General features: G+C 61.0%; 18 protein-coding genes. 8 read left to right on the top strand and 10 right to left on the bottom strand.

Annotated features, from left to right (window positions below; genetic code table 11):
• Positions 1 to 33 precede the first annotated feature (33 nt).
• The gene (locus Q0Q36_RS18370) at positions 34 to 1,071 is read right to left on the bottom strand and encodes a DUF4392 domain-containing protein (protein ID WP_293800135.1); all 1,038 of its coding nucleotides are present in this window, start codon (positions 1,069 to 1,071) and stop codon (positions 34 to 36) included.
• Positions 1,052 to 2,407, bottom strand: coding sequence for a UbiD family decarboxylase (locus Q0Q36_RS18365; RefSeq protein WP_293800133.1), 1,356 nt, complete (start codon positions 2,405 to 2,407; stop codon positions 1,052 to 1,054). Before Q0Q36_RS18365 ends, Q0Q36_RS18370 begins: the two co-directional genes overlap by 20 nt.
• Positions 2,408 to 2,516: 109 nt before the next feature.
• On the opposite strand from Q0Q36_RS18365, the gene Q0Q36_RS18360 reads away from it, so the two are divergent.
• On the top strand, positions 2,517 to 3,302 hold the full coding sequence (locus Q0Q36_RS18360) for an IclR family transcriptional regulator (RefSeq protein WP_293800131.1): 786 nt from the start codon (positions 2,517 to 2,519) through the stop codon (positions 3,300 to 3,302).
• 105 nt (positions 3,303 to 3,407) lie between these two features.
• On the opposite strand, the gene Q0Q36_RS18355 is transcribed toward Q0Q36_RS18360, so the two are convergent.
• Positions 3,408 to 4,277, bottom strand: coding sequence for an IclR family transcriptional regulator (locus Q0Q36_RS18355; protein WP_293800129.1), 870 nt, complete (start codon positions 4,275 to 4,277; stop codon positions 3,408 to 3,410).
• Between the two features lie 162 nt (positions 4,278 to 4,439).
• On the opposite strand from Q0Q36_RS18355, the gene Q0Q36_RS18350 reads away from it, so the two are divergent.
• The 6 genes from Q0Q36_RS18350 (at position 4,440) to Q0Q36_RS18325 (ending at position 9,730) form a co-directional block, all read left to right on the top strand.
• A complete protein-coding gene (locus Q0Q36_RS18350) occupies positions 4,440 to 5,435 on the top strand; it encodes an ABC transporter substrate-binding protein (protein ID WP_293800127.1) in 996 nt (331 codons plus the stop codon).
• A 75-nt stretch (positions 5,436 to 5,510) separates the two neighbouring features.
• Positions 5,511 to 6,269: an ABC transporter ATP-binding protein gene (locus Q0Q36_RS18345; RefSeq protein ID WP_293800125.1), complete on the top strand. Its 759-nt coding sequence runs from the start codon at positions 5,511 to 5,513 to the stop codon at positions 6,267 to 6,269.
• Between the two features lie 2 nt (positions 6,270 to 6,271).
• Positions 6,272 to 7,042 carry an ABC transporter permease gene (locus Q0Q36_RS18340; protein ID WP_293800123.1) on the top strand — a complete coding sequence of 257 codons (771 nt, stop codon included), beginning with the start codon at positions 6,272 to 6,274 and terminating at the stop codon, positions 7,040 to 7,042.
• Positions 7,043 to 7,111: 69 nt separating this feature from the next.
• A complete protein-coding gene (locus Q0Q36_RS18335) occupies positions 7,112 to 8,434 on the top strand; it encodes a UbiD family decarboxylase (protein WP_293800121.1) in 1,323 nt (440 codons plus the stop codon).
• A gap of 15 nt (positions 8,435 to 8,449) precedes the next feature.
• Positions 8,450 to 9,061 carry a UbiX family flavin prenyltransferase gene (locus Q0Q36_RS18330; protein WP_293800120.1) on the top strand — a complete coding sequence of 204 codons (612 nt, stop codon included), beginning with the start codon at positions 8,450 to 8,452 and terminating at the stop codon, positions 9,059 to 9,061.
• A gap of 114 nt (positions 9,062 to 9,175) precedes the next feature.
• Positions 9,176 to 9,730: a TIGR02444 family protein gene (locus Q0Q36_RS18325; protein WP_293800118.1), complete on the top strand. Its 555-nt coding sequence runs from the start codon at positions 9,176 to 9,178 to the stop codon at positions 9,728 to 9,730.
• 229 nt (positions 9,731 to 9,959) lie between these two features.
• Here Q0Q36_RS18325 and Q0Q36_RS18320 read toward each other — a convergent pair whose 3' ends face one another.
• From Q0Q36_RS18320 to Q0Q36_RS18295, 6 genes are all read right to left on the bottom strand, one after another.
• On the bottom strand, positions 9,960 to 10,946 hold the full coding sequence (locus Q0Q36_RS18320; RefSeq protein WP_293800116.1) for a succinylglutamate desuccinylase/aspartoacylase family protein: 987 nt from the start codon (positions 10,944 to 10,946) through the stop codon (positions 9,960 to 9,962).
• An 11-nt stretch (positions 10,947 to 10,957) separates the two neighbouring features.
• Complete coding sequence (locus Q0Q36_RS18315) at positions 10,958 to 12,124, bottom strand: amidohydrolase family protein (protein WP_293800115.1); 1,167 nt, start codon at positions 12,122 to 12,124, stop codon at positions 10,958 to 10,960.
• 50 nt (positions 12,125 to 12,174) lie between these two features.
• Entirely contained in the window at positions 12,175 to 13,686 is a 1,512-nt protein-coding gene (locus Q0Q36_RS18310; RefSeq protein ID WP_293800114.1) for an ABC transporter substrate-binding protein, read from the bottom strand.
• 62 nt (positions 13,687 to 13,748) lie between these two features.
• Positions 13,749 to 14,660 (bottom strand): succinylglutamate desuccinylase/aspartoacylase family protein, encoded by a 912-nt coding sequence (locus tag Q0Q36_RS18305; protein WP_293800112.1) that lies wholly within the window; start codon positions 14,658 to 14,660, stop codon positions 13,749 to 13,751.
• An 84-nt stretch (positions 14,661 to 14,744) separates the two neighbouring features.
• Entirely contained in the window at positions 14,745 to 15,707 is a 963-nt protein-coding gene (locus tag Q0Q36_RS18300; protein WP_293800110.1) for an ABC transporter permease, read from the bottom strand.
• 8 nt (positions 15,708 to 15,715) lie between these two features.
• Positions 15,716 to 16,636 carry an ABC transporter permease gene (locus tag Q0Q36_RS18295; RefSeq protein WP_293800108.1) on the bottom strand — a complete coding sequence of 307 codons (921 nt, stop codon included), beginning with the start codon at positions 16,634 to 16,636 and terminating at the stop codon, positions 15,716 to 15,718.
• Between the two features lie 325 nt (positions 16,637 to 16,961).
• On the opposite strand from Q0Q36_RS18295, the gene Q0Q36_RS18290 reads away from it, so the two are divergent.
• Positions 16,962 to 17,579 carry an XRE family transcriptional regulator gene (locus Q0Q36_RS18290; RefSeq protein ID WP_293800106.1) on the top strand — a complete coding sequence of 206 codons (618 nt, stop codon included), beginning with the start codon at positions 16,962 to 16,964 and terminating at the stop codon, positions 17,577 to 17,579.
• Positions 17,580 to 17,943: 364 nt separating this feature from the next.
• Here Q0Q36_RS18290 and Q0Q36_RS18285 read toward each other — a convergent pair whose 3' ends face one another.
• Complete coding sequence (locus tag Q0Q36_RS18285) at positions 17,944 to 18,069, bottom strand: acyl-CoA dehydrogenase (RefSeq protein WP_293800105.1); 126 nt, start codon at positions 18,067 to 18,069, stop codon at positions 17,944 to 17,946.
• Between the last annotated feature and the right edge of the window lie 495 nt (positions 18,070 to 18,564).

The raw sequence follows: 18,564 nt of genomic DNA, 5'->3' as shown, positions 1-18,564 counted from the left end.
CGCGACGTCCGTGAGCGCGCATCGGCCTTCTGGTTACTTGGTCTGCCACGAGCTCTGGTATCCGCTGATGTTTGCGCCTTCGCGCTGGCTCAGATCGACGATCGACCGCAACAGATCGACCAGTGATGCATTGGTGTGCGCGTCCGTGCCGTCGACATACAGGCGCAGCTGGCCTCCGACGGGATCGATGCCGCCGGCTTGGACACACGCTTCGATCAGTCGCTTTTCGTGCTGGCCGTCATGGAAGGCGTCGCTGTTGTCGGTCAGCGCGGCGAGACAGGCCGCGACCCCGTAAGCGCCCCAGTTTGAGATATTGGCGACGACCGTGACGTCCGCAGGCTGCTGCGCCGCAATGACGACACCGTTCGGCACGTCCGATGCGACGATATCGGCGACCGCGCCCATGCCGAGCTCATTGCCGAGATCGCCGATTCCGATCGTGGGAATGCCGGCCTTTCTCGCCTCCGCGTACAAGATATCGGTTTTGGCGGTGAACGAAGAAACCTCGAAACCGCCGCCGCCGTGATATTCGCCATCCTTGCCGGCGCCCGGGCGTTCGACAGCGATGAGCGCCTTGGGCCTGTGCTGGTCCAGAAGGTCACGCGCGGCCCGGCGGGCCTCGTCCTCGTTCACGGGGAAGCCCGACAACCCATAGCGGTGCCGGCCCGAATCGAGCCTGCCGGGTTCGGCAGGGATCAAGCCGGCGGTCGAGAAACACGCCCTCATGCAAGGAACGATCGAATCCTCCGATACGCCGATCGGCACAGCCCCCAGCCCCATGGACAAGGCGCGCGCTAGCACCGCAGCTCCGATCGGGCCGTCCGTCTCCGGCAAGCCATAATCCCGCATGATGAAGCCGCTGAGGATCAGAACCCTGTCGCCGCGCGAGACGTTCTGCTGTAGCAGGCGGGCCGCCGCCAGAGTAATCGAGCCGCCGGCCAGCTCCCGCGCCCTCGCATAGAGGAGAGGGAGCGGAAGCCCTTTCAGGATCGTCCAGTTGGAAATTGGAGCCGTCACGAGATGGTCGACGGCATCGCCAATGCGCTCGGGACTAATGGCTGGAGTCTGCACCGATGTAATCCTCTAGCTTGATGTCCGCTTCTCCGGGGAAGCGGCGGCGTTCAAAAAGCTGCTTCATCGAAAGTGGCGCGGTGGCGTCGATGCCGACCTTGCCGCGATGGACCTCACGCACATCCTCGCGCGTGTAGCTTGGTATTCGCGGGACGACGTAGATTCCGGTTTCCGGCGTGCATCGTGTCTGGATGGCCCACAGCACATCGGCGGCATTGAAGGGGTCGACATCCTTGTCGACCACGACCACGACTTTCGTCCATGAATAACCGCCCAGGGCGGCAAGCATCGCGTTGCGGGCCTGGTCTTCGTTCTGCTTGTCGATCGATATCACGCACCCGAAGACATATCCGGGCGTTGCGATATCCCTGATCTTCGGAACGAAGGCCGAAACCTTCTTGTAGATCTCGGCCTGGATCGGCACTCCGACCAGATTGAGATCTTCGGTGCCGCCGGCCAGGATCGCATGATAGATGGCGTTCCGGCGGCGCGTGATGGCCTTCACCTTGAAGACGTGGTTCTTCATCACCGGCACATAGCCGTCCGTGAACTCGCCGAAGGGACCCTCGTCTTCGCGGACACCAGCAATGACCTCGCCCTCGATGATAAGCTCTGCATCAGCCGGCACGTCGACCGGAATGGTCTTGCACCGCACGACGCGGAGGGGCTTGCCTTGCCAGGCGCCCGCAACCTCCAGCTCGTCCGCTTCATAGGGAACTTTGGACGCGGCCGAGAACATCAGGCCGGGCGGTGCGCCGATCACAATGGCGCAGGGGAGGTTCTGTCCCATCTCCTCGGCTTCCGCGTGGTAGCGCCCCAGATGCTGTGGCGGCATCATGCGGACGCGCAGCTTGTCGCCTCCCGCGAGCTGGCACCTGTTCCATGACGCATTGTAAGCGCCGGTCACGGGATGAGGTGCGATCAGCACTCCCGCAGTGATGTAGGCACCCCCGTCATGCTCCGAATAGACGATCTGGGGCAGGTCGCGCGCGACATCGATATCCTGCGTCTTGACGATTTCCTGAACAGGAGCCGTCTCGACGCGGTCGACCGGAAGGCCCTTGGCTTCCAGCGACACCATCGTGCGTAGAAGATCTCCCTGGGCCAGGCCGAGCGATTCCGCGACGGTCCGGCGGAATCCAAAGACGTTGGTGATGACCGGGAGATCGCTGCCTTTCACATCGGTGAAGAGCAGCGGGCGGTTCGGCCCCCGCTGCATGTGGCGCATGACCGCTGTCAGTTCATGACGGGGGTCGACTTGGCGGGCGACGGTCGCCACCTCGCCGCGTTCACGCAATGCCTCGACCAATTGCCGGAAGGATTCGAAAGCCGCCATGCCGAACTCGTCTTGCTATGTGCGTTGGCTATTGACCAACAGTGTTGGTTTCGATAATTAGTCCTTCACGCATCGTTTGATGTCAAGAGGCAGACAGGAGGAAATCGACGTGAACGACTCAGTCGCTTCGCCCGCGAAAGGGGGCCGAAAGATCCTGGCGGTCAGCCATCTCGCTGAAATCCTGCGCTGCGTGTCGCGCTCCAAGACACCGATCGGCGTGAACGAGCTGTCGCGGCGCGTCGGCCTCGACAAAAGCTCCGTCTCGCGGCTCGTTACCTCCCTGGAGGAGGAGCGGCTGCTTCAGCGCGGCCAGGATGGCAGCATTCGGCTGGGCACGGGGCTTCTCGTCATCGTGGCGCCGCTGATGCACGATCTCGGCCTCTCCACTTGGGTGCGCCCGAGCCTCGAGGCCTTAGCCAAGCGGACGGGAGAAACCGTCAATCTCAGCATCTGGAGCGGAGACGAAGCGGTCAGCGTCGTGCAGGCGCTCGGCCCGAACGCCATCACCCATTTCGCCTCGCCCGGGCAGGCAAATCCGGCTCATTGCACGGCGTCGGGAAAGGTCTTGCTCGCTTTTGAATCCGGCGACGTGATCGATCGAATTCTGACCGATTCGCTCCGAAGCTACACGGAGAGCACGGTGACCGATCCCGCCATTCTCCGGCAGCAGCTTCGCCAGATCCGCGGTTGCGGGTATGCCGTCAATGTCGGCGAGTTCTCGATCGACGTGTGCGCTATCGGCGCTGCCGTGTTCAATATGGACGGAAGCGTCGTCGGCTCGTTGACGGTCACAGTGCCTGCGTACAGATTCGACGCAACCCGACAAGCAAGCATCCTCGCCGAGACCCTGGCGGTCGCGCGCGACCTGTCGGAGCAATTTGGTTATCGACGTTAGATCAGTTCCACAATTCTCCGATGCGCGGAACTGATCCAGCTCCTTGTTTTCCGCGCTGTCTTCAGACGAACCGGCGTCCGCATCGCTCGAAAATGCTTTGGATATTCAGTCCCGGCGCCGCGATACGCGGCGCGCGGTCTCGACGACCATGGCGATCAAATCCTCCTGCCGCTCCTGCGTGAATCGGTAGCTCGGCACGGTCACCGTGATGCTCCCGACGACCTTGCCCTGAGCGTCGTGGCTAACTGCGGAAATCGCGCTGATCTCACTGTCGAGCTCTCCGAAATTGAGCGCATAGCCGCGCTGGCGCGAAGTCGCCAATTCCAGCCGCAAGGCGGCGGGATCGGTGATTGTCCGCTCGTTGAAACGCTCCAGCGCGCCGGCGCAATGGGCCTCGATGACGTCCTCCGGTTCATGGGCGAGCAAGATCTTGCCGCAGGCCGTGCAATGGCCGGGATCGCGACGTCCTGGCTCGGAGAAGATCCGAACAGCACCGGGTCCGGGAACCTGCTCGATCGTCACGGCCTCGCGGCCGTCCCACATATTGTAACTCGCCGTCTCGCCCGACCGTACTGCCAAGTCCTCGAGGGCCGGCCGGACCAGATCCTTGATGTGCAACTCAGCCAGCACGGGAGCGGCGAGCAGGACTAGGCCGGGCCCGAGCTTGATCCGGGCCGAGGCTGTGTCGCGCTCAACCAAGCGCGCCGCCACCAAAGTCGCGACTAGCCGTGAGATCGAACTTTTGTGCAATCCGATCCGTCGCGCGATCTCGTTGATGCCGAGCGGCTCCGGAGAGCCCGACAGGCAATGGAGAATTGCGATCGCGTGCTCGACGGCGCCGACTGTGCCGCTCCTTGTTTCGATCCGAGACGTCGCGGGATTTTCTATCAAAGCGCACTCCCGATCTCGCTTGACGTGATCAGCCAAGGCATGACAATCTCGTATTATGCAACGATGTTGCGTCATACGCAACATAAACTTTCCGAGAGGGCTGTGAGGTGCGTCTGTTCATTCGAAGCGTGCCGAGTAGATCCGTGACGAACTGGCTGGCGCGCCGGCCCAAAGATGATTGCGGCGCCGAACTGGAAGGCGACCGAGGCAGCACCTGACAAGTTGTGAAAAAATGGGGAGGATTTGATGCACAAGCTTGGAATTCTGACTGCATCCCTGGCTGCCATGCTTGGTTTCGGAGGCTTGACTGTCGAAGCGCAAGCACAGGCGCCGACGATGAAAAAGATCACCTTCCTCACCAACTACGTTTACAACGGCCGCCATGCGCCATTCTTCGTCGGGCGCGACAAGGGCTTCTACAAGGAAGCAGGCTTCGACATCGACATTACGCCAGCGACAGGCAGCGGCTTCGTCATCACGGCGGTTGACAGCGGGAAAGCCGACTATGGCATGGCCGAGATCGGTCCCGTTGTTCAGGCGATCGCCAAGGGAGCAAAGCTCAAGGCCTTCATGGTCTATACTGACGTCACGACCAGCGGCCTGGCCTCGCTGACGCCGTTCAAGACCCCAGAATCGATCACGGGGAAGCGAATCGCAGCTTCGCAGACTGACAGCGCCCGAGTCATCCTGCCGATCATTTTCGACGAGAAGAAGCTCGACGCTTCCAAACTCGACTGGCAGGCCGCTGATCCCGGCGTCTATTTCTCGCTGCTGCTGAGCAATCGTGCTGACCTGTTCACCGCCAGCTCTGACGGCGACATGCCGGCTTTGAGCAAGGTCGCGGCAGCACAGGGCAAGACGGTCGAATTCACCAGCTTCGTCGACTGGGGCTACGACGTGTTCGGTTACGTCCTCGTCGCGGCCACGCCGAATCTCGAAAAGAACCTCGACGAAGCCAAGCGCTTCGCTGCCGCGACACGCAAAGCGGTCGAATACGCAATCAAGAATCCGGACGAGACTGCTGACATCATGGTCAAGGCCAACCCGGCGATGAACCGCGAGACCGTGCTGGCTCAGTGGACGGGAGCGATCAGATCGATGCAGACCCCCTACACCGCCGAACACGGTTATGGGGTGGCCGACGATAAGCGCATTCTGCGCACGATCGATCTTGTGAAGAAGGCATTGAAGCTCGACGCGTCGCTGAAACCCGACGACTTGTTCGCAATCAAGGGTAAGTAATCCGCCCCGGCCGCTGCGGCGAGCCCGGCGGCCGGACGATATCCTCAGCCTGGCGATCGTCGTTAGGAATCCTTTATGTCTGCCTCGCTCATCGTCGAAAATCTATCGAAGACATTCGGTTCGACCCTGGCGATCGATCAGGCTTCGTTCTCCGTCCCCGAGAACAGCTTCGTCTCGATTGTCGGCCCCAGCGGTTGCGGCAAGTCCACCTTGCTGCGCATCGCCGCCGGGCTTGTGCGTGCCAGCAGTGGCCGTATCAATCTGCGCGGGCAGGAGGTCACCGGTCCAATCCGCGATGTCGGCATGGTGTTTCAGGCACCCGTCCTGCTGCCTTGGCGCACGACCCTGGACAACATCCTCTTCGTTGCCGAAATGGGCGGCTTACGCGCCGCCGACTATGAAGGGCGCGCCCGCGAACTGATGGCGCTCGCCGGCCTCTCCGGCTTCGAAGAGAGCCGCCCCTTCGAGTTGTCAGGCGGTATGCAGCAGCGCGCCGCGATCTGCAGGGCAATGCTGCTCAAGCCCTCGCTGATCCTGATGGACGAGCCGTTCGGCGCGCTCGACGTCATCACCCGCGAGCGCATGGGTTTTGCCTTGCAGACGCTTTGGGAGGAGAGCCGCAACACCGTGCTTTTCGTTACCCACAGCATCACCGAGGCCGTGCTGCTTTCCGACATTGTCGTGGTGATGTCGCCGCGGCCGGGGCGCATCCACGACATCGTCGAAATCGACCTGCCGCGCTCGCGCACCACGGCGACCTTGCGCGATCCTCGCTTCGTCGCCTTCGCCGCCCGTGTGCGCGAGGGCATCGAGGCCGGCGAGACGGAGTACTGACGATGGCCGACACGTCCTCTTTGCTGGCGCGTTTTCGTCCGCTTCTTTTCCTCGCTGCGCTGCTGCTTTTCTGGGAGATCGGCGTGCCGTTGCTCGGCATCCCCGGGTATGTCTTGCCGCTGCCGTCGGCGATCGCTACCCGCTTCATGGAGACCGCGTCGATCCAGTTGCAAGGGCTCGCGGTGACCGGAATGACCACGCTCGTCGGCCTCGCGCTGGCGCTGGTCTTCGGCGTGCTGCTGGCACTGGCCGTCATTTATGTGCCGGTGCTGCGTTCGCTCGTGATGCCGTTGCTCGCCGCCTTCAACTCGATTCCGAAGATCGCGGTGGCGCCGCTCTTCGTGATCTGGTTCGGCCTCGGCGTCGAATCCAAGATCATCCTCGCCTTCCTGCTGGCGTTGTTCCCGGTCTTCGTGAATTCGTTGACCGGGCTCGGCGAGATCGAAGCCGACGTCATCGACTTGTCGACGCTGGCCGGAGGCAGCCGCTGGCGCATCTTCACCAAGGTGCGCCTGATGAATGCCGTGCCTTACATCACCGACGCGCTCAAGGTTGCCTTCCCGCTGGCGCTCGTCGGCTCGATCGTCGGCGAGTTCATCGGCGGCAACAGCGGCATCGGCCATCTCATACTGTTCGGCCAGTTCAACATGGATACCCCGCTCGTCTTCGCCGCGCTGGTCTCGATCACTGTCTTCACCACGCTCGGCATCGGGGCGGTCTCGCTGTTCGAGCGCATGGCCTTGACCTGGCGCCCGTCGCAACGCCGACGCTGACGCCACGGAGCGCCTGACGGCGTTCCGGCGCAGGGCCGGTATACCCACGATATCGATAAGGAAATACCGATGCGGAACTACATCGCGCGCCTCAAGGAACGAGGGGACTTGCTGGTGGTGGACAAGGAGGTCGACCCCTTCCACGAACTCGCGGCGGTGACTTATGCTGCGCAGAAGCGCTGGGGCAAGCCGATCCTGTTCAACAAGGTCAAGGGCACCCGCTTCCCGGTCGTCACCAATGTCTACGGCGCCCGCGAACGGCTGGCTGAACTCATCGGCATCGACGCGGCCGATTTCTGCCGGCAGTGGAGCAATCTCGCCAATCTCGGCAGTGGCGCCGGCGGGTCCGCCTTTGTGCCGGCGCAGGATGAGGATCTGATCGAGTGCAAGCTCTCCGAACTGCCGCTGATCACCTATTCGGACCGTGACGCGGCCCCTTACTTCACCTCCGCGATGTTCATCGCCAAAGACCCCGAGACCGGCGTCGGTAACCTGTCCTATCACCGCTCGATGTTCGTGAGCGACGAGGAACTGCGCTGCCGGTTAGCGCCTCGTCACCACCTGACGATCTATCACGAGAAGGCCGAGAAGATGGGTAAGCCGCTTGAGGCGGCGATGTTGATCGGCGCGCCGTCGACCTCGTTCCTGACAGCAGCGGCTCCCTTGCCTTACGATGTCGATGAACTTGAGGTTGCGGCCCGCCTCAAGGGCAGCCCGATCGCGATGCGGAAATGCAAGCATATCGATCTCGAAGTGCCTGCCGATACCGAGATCGTCATCGAGGGCCGCTTCCTGCCGAACGAGCGCCGGCCCGAGGGGCCGTTCGGAGAGTTCATGGGCTATTACGTCCCCGAAGGCCAGAACGCGGTGTTCGAGGTGCTGGGCGTGACCGTCCGCAAGGACGCCGTCTTCCACTCGATCCTGTGCGGCTCGGCCGAGGAGGTGCTGACGCTGGAGCTCTCGGTCTCTGCCAACATCTACCAGCGCCTCAGCGCCGCTTTGCCTGGCATTCTCGACGTCACCTGCCAGCCCTTCGTCAACCATGCCATCGTAAAGGTCGACACGCAGTTCGAGGGCCACGCCCGCCAGGTCATGCTGGCGACGATCGGCGCCGAGCCGATCTGGGCCAAGATCATCACCGTCGTTGATCCCGATGTGAACATCTACGACATGGATGATGTGATGTGGGCTACGCTGACGCGCTGCCGCCCTGACAAGGACATGCTGATCATCCCGGAGACGCCGTCCTTCTATCGCGATGAGCAGAAGGACCACTGGGGCCGCCTCCTGATTGACGCGACCAAGCCCTTCCACCGCAAGCCGGAATTCGAACGCAAGAAAATCCGCCTCGCCGACCAGATCAACCTGTCCGACTGGTTCGACAACGCCTGAGGGCAACGCAAACCCATGAGCGATCACGATACGCCCGCGCGCATTATCGTCGGCATCAGCGGCGCCTCTGGCGCCGTCTATGGCGTGCGGGCGCTCGAATTGCTGGCGGCGGCAGGGGTCGAGACGCATCTCGTCGTCACCCGCTCGGCCCATCTGACGCTGTCGCAGGAGCTCGGTATGAGCCCTGCGGCGCTGGCCGAGAAGGCGAATGTCGTGCACAACGTTCAGGATATCGGTGCGACGATCTCCAGCGGCTCGTTCCATACACTGGGCATGTTGATCGCTCCTTGCTCTATCCGCACCATGTCGGAGATCGCGACCGGCGTGACCTCGACTTTAATCAGCCGGGCAGCCGATGTCGTGCTCAAGGAGCGTCGCAAACTGGTGCTGATGGTGCGAGAGACCCCACTGCATCTCGGGCATCTGCGGACGATGACCAGCCTCGCCGAGATGGGCGCGATTATCATGCCACCCGTGCCGGCCTTCTATGCTCTGCCGGAAACGATCGCCGATATGGTGGACCACACCGTTGGCCGTTCGCTCGACCTATTCGGCATCGACAGCCGCGCGGTTCGCCGCTGGGCCGGCATGCCCACCGTACGTAGGGCAACTACCGAATCTCGCTAAGTGCAACCGCGATCATGATACCGTCTCTCTGCCGCCAACCCGAATACTGCCGGTGCATAGTGCGGTGAGTGGATCGGCTCCATCTCTACATTGCCTCGTAACGCGGAGACGGAGATGAACCGGCTCGATCTTGATGGCCCCCTCTGGCGTTTCGCTCTGGAGTTTTATGCGTTGCCGGGTGTCGCCGAAGCCTGCCTGACCTTGCAGGACGAAGCGCAGATCGATGTGATTCAGCTCCTGACTGCAATCTACGCTGACCTCATTTTACGGCAGCCGCTGTCATCGAAGGATCTCCCCGAGCTAGATAGGCAAACGGCTGAATGGCGGGGCGCGACCGTCCTGCCTCTGCGCGACATCCGGCGCTTCCTCAAGCCCGAGAGAGACGGGTTTCCGGAAGAGCGACATCTCCTCCGGGAAAAGGTCAAAGCTGCGGAGCTGCTTGCTGAGCAAATCCAGCTCGCGATGACCGAGCGCTGGCTGAGCCGACGTGAACCGGGGCCAGGGCTTCCGGCGCGGGAGGTGTTCGCCTTGTTAATGCAGGAGGATGTCTCCGGACAGCCGAGGAACGAGCGGGTGATCGACGTCGCGATCTCGACGTTGGAGATTGCGATGGCACCCCTCCATCGAAAAGCCCCGGCGGCGCATCGCATGCCCGGGACTTCGGTTTGAAGGCCGGGTTAGGAAAATGCCAATCTTGTCGGGGCAGGGGCCGCCGACATCTCTTAAAAGCTTCAATTCCGGGTGCGGAAGGCGCTCAGACCGTCTTCGGTCGACGCGTCCGGCCCATCCTCACGATCGGCCGAGTGTCGATCCTGACAGATGAGGGGGATGGCGGTGCCGCCAGTCGGCACCGCCATCCCCCTCATCGATAAAGGTGCTTATTTCGAACCGCGGAGCCTCATGGTTCATTCCCGGTTCGATAGGCAATGTAGGCGATCTTGTCCCCGGTACCCGCAGCCTGATTTCCCTGAAGCGGGAAAGCGATGATAATGCCGTCGTGCGGGGCGACGATACGCTCCAGCTCGGTGCCCCAGCAATCGCGCAGGGTCGCGACCGTTTCGCCCTGTTTCACCGATTGGCCGCACTCTAGGCCGAAGAAGCAGTATCCGCCGCGGGTCGCGCCGATGGACCGATAGGTCCGAACCTCTGTGAAGGGGCGGGGAACCTCGATCGGTTCGTGCTGATCCGACAGCATGTCGAGATGACGGAGCACATTGCGCACGCCGGCGACGCCGGTCGCGATCGAAACAGGGTCGAAGCGGCGGGAGAACACGAATTCAGGGGTGATCGTCGGCTTGCCTTGCTGCAAGCAATAACCCGATAAAGTGCCGGAGTAGGCCGTGTTCGCCAGCACCACCGGATAGCCGAAGGCCTTTGCGAGGTCGACGGAGCGCTGCCGTGTCTCGGCGTTGCCCTCCTCGCCAACGATCGTAAAGTAAAGCGATGGCGGATTGCAGGAATGGCAGTCGATGACGACGTCCGCGCGATCGAGAAGCTCGCGCGTGATCACGCGCGCGACCTGATGCGACAGCGTTCCTCCGGCACTGCCGGGGAACACCCTGTTCATATCCTGGGCGTCCTGAGGCGTGAAGCGGCTTGAGGCGAGGAACGCCCATGGATTGACCTGCGGCGCCAGAACCAGCGTGCCGGCGAGCTGGGCCGGGTCGACTTCGTCCTTGAGGCGGCGGCAGATTTCCACCGTCGCGATCTCGATCCCGTGCAGGCCGCCTTCAACCAGGACGGTCGGTCCCGGTCTGAGGCCATGAACGACGGCGATCGGAATGGTGACTTCGCGTCCGTCCATCGCCACGGCGATCGGAAGTTCGCCTATGGCCACCTGGCCGGGCGCGGCCTTGGCGGTACCGAAGCTGATTGAAGACTGCACGGGAGCGCTAATCACATACCTGCCTTGTTGCTGAACTCGATCTTGCCCGCCTTCATCACGAAGGTGACGTTGCGGAGGTTGCTCATGTTGGAGAGGGGGTCTCCGTCGACCGCGATGATGTCGGCCCATTTGCCGGCTTCGAGACTACCGGTCTTGGCGGCGAGGCCGCAGAGCTCGGCGCCCTTGATCGTGCAAGCCTGGATCGCTTCCATCGGGCTCCAGCCGGCTTCCAGAAGCGCCACCGCCTCCGTATCCATGCGGCCATGGTTCGTGTCGGTACCGACCGCGACCTTGACGCCGTGCTGCTTGGCCCATTTGCGCACCTTCAAGCCATTGGCATGGGCTGCATTGGCTTTGGCCTTGTAGTAGGCGGGAGCGTCCGGGCTTTCCATCGCGACCATGCCGACGCCGGTGGTGAAGACCAGCCAGGTCGGGGAGCCGGCAACCAGTTTGACGTCATCTTCGGTGTAGAGGATGCCGTGCTCCACCGAGTGAACCCCAGCCTCGATGCAGACCTTCAAGGCCGGGCCGCCATGGAGATGCGCGGCCACGGTACGTCCATTCCGGCGGGCTTCATCGATACATGCCCGGATCTCGTCGTCGGAAAACTCCTGCGAGTCCGGCAGAGAGCCCTTTGTCGACATGCCGCCGCTGGCCATGATCTTGATCAGATCGACACCTTGCTTGAGTTGTTCGCGTACAGCCTTGCGCATGTCTGAAACGCCATCCGTCTCACGGCCGAGGAAATGGGCGTGGCCGCCCGTGCGGATCAGCGGGTGGCCGGATATCAGCAGGCGCGGCCCCTGGATCAGCCCGGCATCGATGCAGCGTTTTGCCTCGACATCGATGAAATACTTCTCGCCGACGTCGCGCATCGTGGTGATGCCGGCCTTCAAGATCTCTCTGGCGTTCCAGACGGCCTTCATGGCGAGATAAGGCAGGGGTTCGGCGCATTGTGCCGCCTCGTCGCCGGGGTCGACGATCAGGTGTTCATGACAGTCGATCAATCCGGGAAGGACGGTGCGATCGGAAAGATCTACACGTTCGGAGCCCGCAGGCACATCACTCGCATTGATGATGGCCTTGATCTTGTCGCCTTCAACGACGATCGCTTTGCCCTTCTGCGGCGCAGATCCGGTTGCGTCGACGAGCGAGCCGCACACGATATACTTTGTCATTTCTTTCCTCCGAATTTGAAAATTTAAGCTGACATGCCGGTGAGGGGCATTCAGGGTTTGAGCTTCACCGTATCGACGATGATGTATTCATCGAGACGGGGAGAAAAATTTGTCACTTTTGATCCAAGACCGATCAGTTGGGGTTCATAGTAAAGAGGCAGTGCTCCGCCAAAATTCTTGTGTTCAAGGCTTTGGCCTTTCCGGAATAATTCCGCGGCTTTTGCGTCGTCGAGTTCTGACGAGGCCGCCTCGATGATTTGGTCCATTTCAGGATTTGAATATTTGTTGATGTCTATCGAGGATTGGAACAGCGTTCCCCAATGCTTTTGCGGATTGATCGTGAAGTCGGTCTGGCCGATGAAAGCAAGGTCGTATGCCGCTTCATTGTACTTCGCCATGTAGGACGAGAACGCGAGCGTTTCGACCTCGACATTGACACCGATGGCTTGCAGCATTCCGGCGATAGCCTCGGTAACCTGCTTGTCCATCGAGTAGCGTCCGACGGGGCCGCCGATTTTGAGGACTTGACCCTTGTAACCGGACTCGGCGAGCAAGGCCTTGGCCTTACCAGGATCATAGGCATACACCGGCAGGTCGGCGGCATATCCAATCGTTCCGGGCGGTGAAATCGAGTTGGCAGCCTTGGTTGTCCCGCCCAGCAGGTTGTCGACGATGCCCTGCCGGTCGATCGCCAGCGATAGTGCCTCGCGGAACTTCCGATCCTGCATCAGTGGGTTGCGGAAATTCATCACTAGGTAATCGACGCGCAGGGTCGGTGTATAAACGACCTGCAGATTCTTGTTGGCCTTGAGGGCGGGGAGCTTGTCCGGCGGCAGATTGTCTGCGATCTGCACCTCGTTCGCCTCCAGCGCGGCCAGTCGGGTCGAGGTTTCCGGCATGATGCGAAATGTGATCTTGTCGGCCTCGCCGGGCTTTCCCCAGTAATTGTGGTTTTTCTCGATGACGACTTGGCCGCTGGGCACGTAGGAGACGATCTTGTATGGCCCCGTGCCAATCGGCTTCTTCTCGAAGTCGGGCGATTGGGCGGCTTTCGGCGCTACGATTGGAACCTGTGCCAACACGTTGAGCAGGCCGCGCGTCGGCCTCGCGGTCTTCAGCAACAGCGTATAGGGGCCGGTAACTTCGACCGACGTAATGTCGCGCGTCCATAATTTGAGGTTGGTGACGAACTTGTTGTCTTGGATACTATTGATCGTGTAGGCGACCGCCTCCGCGTTGAACGGCTCGCCGTTCTGGAATTTGATGCCCTCCCGCAGTTTGATTTCCAGTTCGGTCGGCGTTTTCTGCGCCCACGACTCGGCAAGGATCGGTTCGATCACGACGTTTCCATCTTTCTCGGCCCGAAAGAACATGGGCTCGAACACATGGGCGTTGATCGAATAGCCTTGCGCGACCCAGGTTTTGCGCGGATCGAGCGTCGTCGGATCGGCGCCCGCCGCGACAGACAGGTCAAATGCGACTGCCGACCCAGGACTGAGAAAAGTGGACGACAAGAGCAGGCCGGAAACCAGCCCTAGTGCATGAATAGACTTGGATAGCATTGTATTTTCCCCTTTTTGCTGAGATCTCCCGACGCGCTCGATGCTTTGATCGTTCGAGCGCGTTACAGTCCTTCGCGACGTTCGACGGGAATGGCTTCCGCACAGATCTCACCGGCATGCGTCGGATAAAACCGGCAGCGGAGCGCCGCGATGTAGGAGTCGGGGTAGGGATTATCGATCTGCTCGACGGTCTCGCCGAACAGATCGACCAGGCGGCCGATCGGTGCGCCTTGCGGAAGGATGTCCCCCACCTTGCAGGCGGGCACGAACAACCCGCCTTCCCGGTTGTGAACGAAGCTCCCGCCGCTGATGATCGTATATTGCTTTTGGACGGGCGCCTCGCCGGACAACACCCCGACGGCCTGCATGAAGCCGTGGATCGAGGTCAGGTAATCTTGCAGATGTTGCTCGGTGAACGTGCCGCCTCCGCATTCGACGGTCACTGACGGGATGTTGCGGCGCAGCGCCTCTGCGGTCACCGTCCCTCCGGCCTCCCGCGCATCTGGCGTGCGCCAGATTGTGTCCACGCCGATGCGCTTCGCCAAATCCTTGGAGCGTTGCGCCACCTCGCCGCCGTCGTCCTTGTAGATAGCGTAGAACGGCACTTCCGCGCCGATGCCGCCGCTGTGCAGGTCGATCAGATAATCGGCATGCGCCTCGAGCTGCTCGCCGATCACCGCCGCCAGTTGGAAACTGTGGCTGCCGCCCAAGCTACCGGGAAAGATACGATTGAGGTTTTGCCCGTCGATCGACGAAACCCGGGACCGGAAATTGAACGACGCCGGATTGGCAACCGGCACGCCGATGATCGTGCCGTTCAGCACATTCGGATCGAGGGATCGCATGAATTCGATGATCGAGGCGGCGCCGCCGTATTCCTCGCCGTGAATGCAGCCTTCGAGCCAGACGGTCGGGCCGTCCTTGACGCCGCTCGCGATGAAGACGGGCAGGCGGATCGGAGATCCGTCGGCCATGCACCCGACGCGTAGTTCTCCCCGTGTAAGCGTTCCCGGTTTCGCCGATGCCGTTCCGACAACGATTGCCATTTCGGTTTCCTCCTAGTTTTGTTGGTTGCCGGCGCCGGCAAAGGGCGGCACCAGCGGGGCTTCCTGAGTGTTCGGAGCGTAGGGACGTGCCGGGAACAGCCGGAAACGGCGCCTGCTGCCGGGGCGGGCGGATGAGCGCATGGTGGGATCGAGCAGATCGCGCAACCCATCGCCGATGATGTTGAAGCTCAGGGCGGCCAGCATGATCGCGACGCCGGGGAACACGGCCAGCCACCACGCGTCCCGAACGTATTCGCGGCCGTCTGCGAGCATCGTGCCCCAGGTCGGAATGCGGTTCGGGACACCAAGGCCGAGGAAGCTGAGCGATGATTCCGCGATGATGAGGGCGGCGACCTGGAACGAGGCCACGACCAGGAAGGACGACATCACGTTCGGCAGGATGTAGCGGAAGATGATCCGGTGGTTGGGGGCGCCCAATACACGTGCAGCCTGAATGAATTCAAGTGACCGTAGTTGAAGCACGTCGCCCCGAACGACTTTCGCATAGTTGATCCAACTCGTCAGAGCGAGGACGATGATGACGTTGAAGATGCTCGGCCCGAGAATGGTGACCAGCGCCAATGCCAGCAGCAGGAACGGGAAGGCCAACTGCATGTCGGTGAACCGCATGATTGCGGAGTCAACCAGGCCGCCATAGTAGCCGGACAGGAGCCCGAGCAGGAGGCCGACGCTGCCGCCGAAGGCAACCGCGACGATTCCGACCAGCAACGATATCCGGGAGCCGTAGATGAGGCGGCTGAAGACGTCGCGGCCGAGATGGTCCGTTCCCGCGATGTGCGTAACGCCCTTGGCGTCGACCCAGAAGGGGGGCTTCAGGCGATTGAAGATATTCTGGATCTCGATGTTTCCGGGCGCGATCAGCGGCGCGAAGACCGCCGCGAGAACGAGCAGTGACAGGACGAGGAGCGCGAACGCGAACATCGGACGCAGACGGAGGAAAAGAACGAAATTCATCATTCGCCTCAATCGTAGCTGACGCGCGGGTCGAGCATCACGTAGATGATGTCAACGATCAGATTAGTGATGACGAATATCAGCGCCGATATGACGATCATCGTCTGAACGACAGGGTAGTCGCGTGCACCGATCGAGTTGACCAGAAGATTTCCTGCTCCAGGCCACCCAAATACTGTCTCTGTAATGATCGCGCCGCCGAGCAGATTTCCTATCTGTAGTCCTAGAACGGTCACCACCGGCGCAAGTGCATTGCGCAACGCATGCCGCATCACGATCACCTTCTCCGACAGGCCTTTGGCGCGCGCTGTGCGGACATAGTCCTGCCGGATCACTTCCAGCATGCTGGAGCGCATGATCCTGGCGACCAGTGCTACTTGCGCAGCAGCCAATGTCACCGCGGGTAGGACGAGATGGAGAAAGCCGCCGCGGCCGGATGTCGGCAGCCAGCGCAACTGCACGGAAAACGTCAATATCAGCATGATACCAAGCCAGAAGACCGGTACCGACTGCCCGATCAGCGCAAGACCGGAGAGGAGATTGTCTATCCAGCTACCTTTGCGGACGGCCGCAACAGCGCCAAACGGGACGGAAATGCCGATGGTGATCAACAGGGCTGCAACAGCCAGCTGAAACGTGGCTGGTAGATAGCCGAGTACAAGCGACAGAGCAGGGGTCTGGCTCCGATAGGAGACGCCGAAGTCGCCGGTGAGGATCTGCTTTACGTATATGCCGAACTGAATCCAGACCGGTTGATCGACGCCCAGCGCGATCCGCACTCGTGCAATCTCATCGGGCGTCGCTAGGTCCGACAGCATCATCACGGCCGGATCTCCGGGGACGATCCTGAGGATCAGAAACGAGATGACGAGCGCGCCGACGAGCACAATCACGCTCTGAACGATGCGGCGCAGAACATATGAGAGCATTGGTCAAAGCCTACGCAGGGCCGGCTCAGCGGCTGCCGGATGAATGAGGCGGTTCGCGGCTCATCGGACATCTCCTTGTCTCCTCAGAAACGTTCGATATAGTGAGGCTATCGGCCTCATGGTTTTGACGTCAAGAAAAAAGATACCCATTGCGGCAAAAAAATTTAATATAATGATCGTTTTTGTGAACGCGGGATTGGCGCGGCGTGCTTGGCACCTTAGGATTTTGGCTGACATTCGGGGCGCTGGGCTGCAGCGGGCTGCGTCTTTGTGCGATCCTCGCTAGGCGTCCCGGCACCCACGAAGATAGAAAGGTGCATCGCTCATGAACTTGGCCACATGGACTGCTATCTCGGGGAGTGCGGAGCGCCCCGATCATGTCGGTGCGGTTATTCGACGACTGCGGCTGGAGCGCAAAATGTCGTTGAAGGAGCTCTCGCGCGCATCAGGCGTCTCGTCCGGCATGCTGAGCCAAATCGAGCGGAATCTTGCAAATCCCTCCTTGAAGATTCTGACGAAGATACAGGTTGCACTTGAGACGAATGCAGCTGCTCTTTTCCCTGGAAACGCTGGCAATGTAATGACTGAGCGAAAGGACCCTCTTTTCGTGAAGCGTAATCATCAGCGTCCTTTCTGTGGGTTGGGCTATCTAACCAAAGAGTTGCTCTCCACAGGAACGACACAGCACTTAGAGATGATGCTTTTGCACATCCCTCCGAAGGGATCTTCGGGCGATAGCCCCCTTACATCCCTGTCTGAAAAGGGCGGCTTCGTCCTCGAGGGCACGATCACAATGAGCGTAGATGGAGAAGAGGCTGTTCTAGGAGAAGGCGATAGCTTTGCCTTCGACGGCCGTCGACCCCATGCCTTCCGTAACGATACAGATGCCAGCGCCAAGGTCTTGTGGATTATCAGTAATTTTCCAATGCAGCGTCACCTTTGACCATTTTTTTACTGGCGCGACGGACGATTTCCAGATCTGTTTTTTTGCGCCCGTAGGCGATTACGCCTCCTTTCGAATTGGTTCAGAGCTGATCGTGCCGGGCGTATGCGTGGCTGAAAGGAAGCCCGCTTTATCTTCGGTTTCGCTTCTGCTTGGATAACCGAGGAGTAAGATTTCAGATCACAGCTGATATGCCGGGCCGGCGCCGGACAGGATCACTGCGAGTTGGCAATGATCCTCGAAGCCGACTGGCGCATCAGGGCACTGAGTCGGCCCACGATCGTTTGATCGGGAGCCGGTCAGTGTGTCGATTTACGCTACGTCGCCTATCGTCGCCGTCACCCGGCAGCGCCGAGGCGCAGGTCTACGGGCACCAAGTCGCATCGAAATGGACCGAGCGGTCATCGAAGCGAGTGAGGAAGGCCTGGGTGTCGGGGGGAACGACGGCCTTGGTGCAATCCTCGCCAGCGAAGGCGACGATCGTGTCCATGGAGTCCCAGAACGTGATCTCGACGAACTCGACCTCGCCGGTGTCGAGCGTGCGCCGCAGGAAATAGGTCCCCTTGTATCCCGCGATGCGATGCAGCGCGGGAAGGGTCTCGGTCGTCAGGAGCTTCCCGCTCGAGCAGGCCGAGCCTCGCCCTTAAAATATTTCGGCCGCCCGCTCATGCGTAGCGGGTCAATGCGGATGGTCGAGCCCGCGATGTCATCATCGGCTTCTATGCCGTGATCAATGAAACCCAGGCCGCTCCCTCGGGTTGGAAGAGAAAAGGGTTTCAAATCGCCACCGCTAACGAGTGTTGGCATCGGTAGTTGCGTGCCCCCGCAACCAATAAGAGTGAAAGCCCCATCTCCCCAGGAGGTGGGGTTTTCGTTTGTTCAGAGCTGATCGCGAGGATCCGCGCCAGATCGCCTGAAGCTCCAGCCAGACTGTCCGTCGTCAGATGATTTGAGACTGTTTCGGCGTCTCAGGAACGGAGGTTCT

The organism is uncultured Allobosea sp. (genome assembly GCF_945957345.1).
Classification (GTDB): Bacteria; Pseudomonadota; Alphaproteobacteria; order Rhizobiales; family Beijerinckiaceae; genus Allobosea.
The sequence above is the reverse complement of the archived record's forward strand: the minus strand, read 5'-3'. Positions and strand labels throughout refer to the sequence as shown.

Coding starts and splice junctions, on each gene's coding strand:
- Q0Q36_RS18310 (WP_293800114.1), bottom strand. CDS start 13,686: ATGCTATCCAAGTCTATTCATGCACTAGGGCTGGTTTCCGGCCTGCTC.
- Q0Q36_RS18295 (WP_293800108.1), bottom strand. CDS start 16,636: ATGCTCTCATATGTTCTGCGCCGCATCGTTCAGAGCGTGATTGTGCTC.
- Q0Q36_RS18355 (WP_293800129.1), bottom strand. CDS start 4,277: ATGTTGCGTATGACGCAACATCGTTGCATAATACGAGATTGTCATGCC.
- Q0Q36_RS18285 (WP_293800105.1), bottom strand. CDS start 18,069: ATGGACACGATCGTCGCCTTCGCTGGCGAGGATTGCACCAAGGCCGTC.
- Q0Q36_RS18325 (WP_293800118.1), top strand. CDS start 9,176: ATGAACCGGCTCGATCTTGATGGCCCCCTCTGGCGTTTCGCTCTGGAG.
- Q0Q36_RS18340 (WP_293800123.1), top strand. CDS start 6,272: ATGGCCGACACGTCCTCTTTGCTGGCGCGTTTTCGTCCGCTTCTTTTC.
- Q0Q36_RS18315 (WP_293800115.1), bottom strand. CDS start 12,124: ATGACAAAGTATATCGTGTGCGGCTCGCTCGTCGACGCAACCGGATCT.
- Q0Q36_RS18335 (WP_293800121.1), top strand. CDS start 7,112: ATGCGGAACTACATCGCGCGCCTCAAGGAACGAGGGGACTTGCTGGTG.
- Q0Q36_RS18345 (WP_293800125.1), top strand. CDS start 5,511: ATGTCTGCCTCGCTCATCGTCGAAAATCTATCGAAGACATTCGGTTCG.
- Q0Q36_RS18365 (WP_293800133.1), bottom strand. CDS start 2,407: ATGGCGGCTTTCGAATCCTTCCGGCAATTGGTCGAGGCATTGCGTGAA.
- Q0Q36_RS18305 (WP_293800112.1), bottom strand. CDS start 14,660: ATGGCCGACGGATCTCCGATCCGCCTGCCCGTCTTCATCGCGAGCGGC.
- Q0Q36_RS18350 (WP_293800127.1), top strand. CDS start 4,440: ATGCACAAGCTTGGAATTCTGACTGCATCCCTGGCTGCCATGCTTGGT.
- Q0Q36_RS18300 (WP_293800110.1), bottom strand. CDS start 15,707: ATGAATTTCGTTCTTTTCCTCCGTCTGCGTCCGATGTTCGCGTTCGCG.
- Q0Q36_RS18330 (WP_293800120.1), top strand. CDS start 8,450: ATGAGCGATCACGATACGCCCGCGCGCATTATCGTCGGCATCAGCGGC.
- Q0Q36_RS18290 (WP_293800106.1), top strand. CDS start 16,962: ATGAACTTGGCCACATGGACTGCTATCTCGGGGAGTGCGGAGCGCCCC.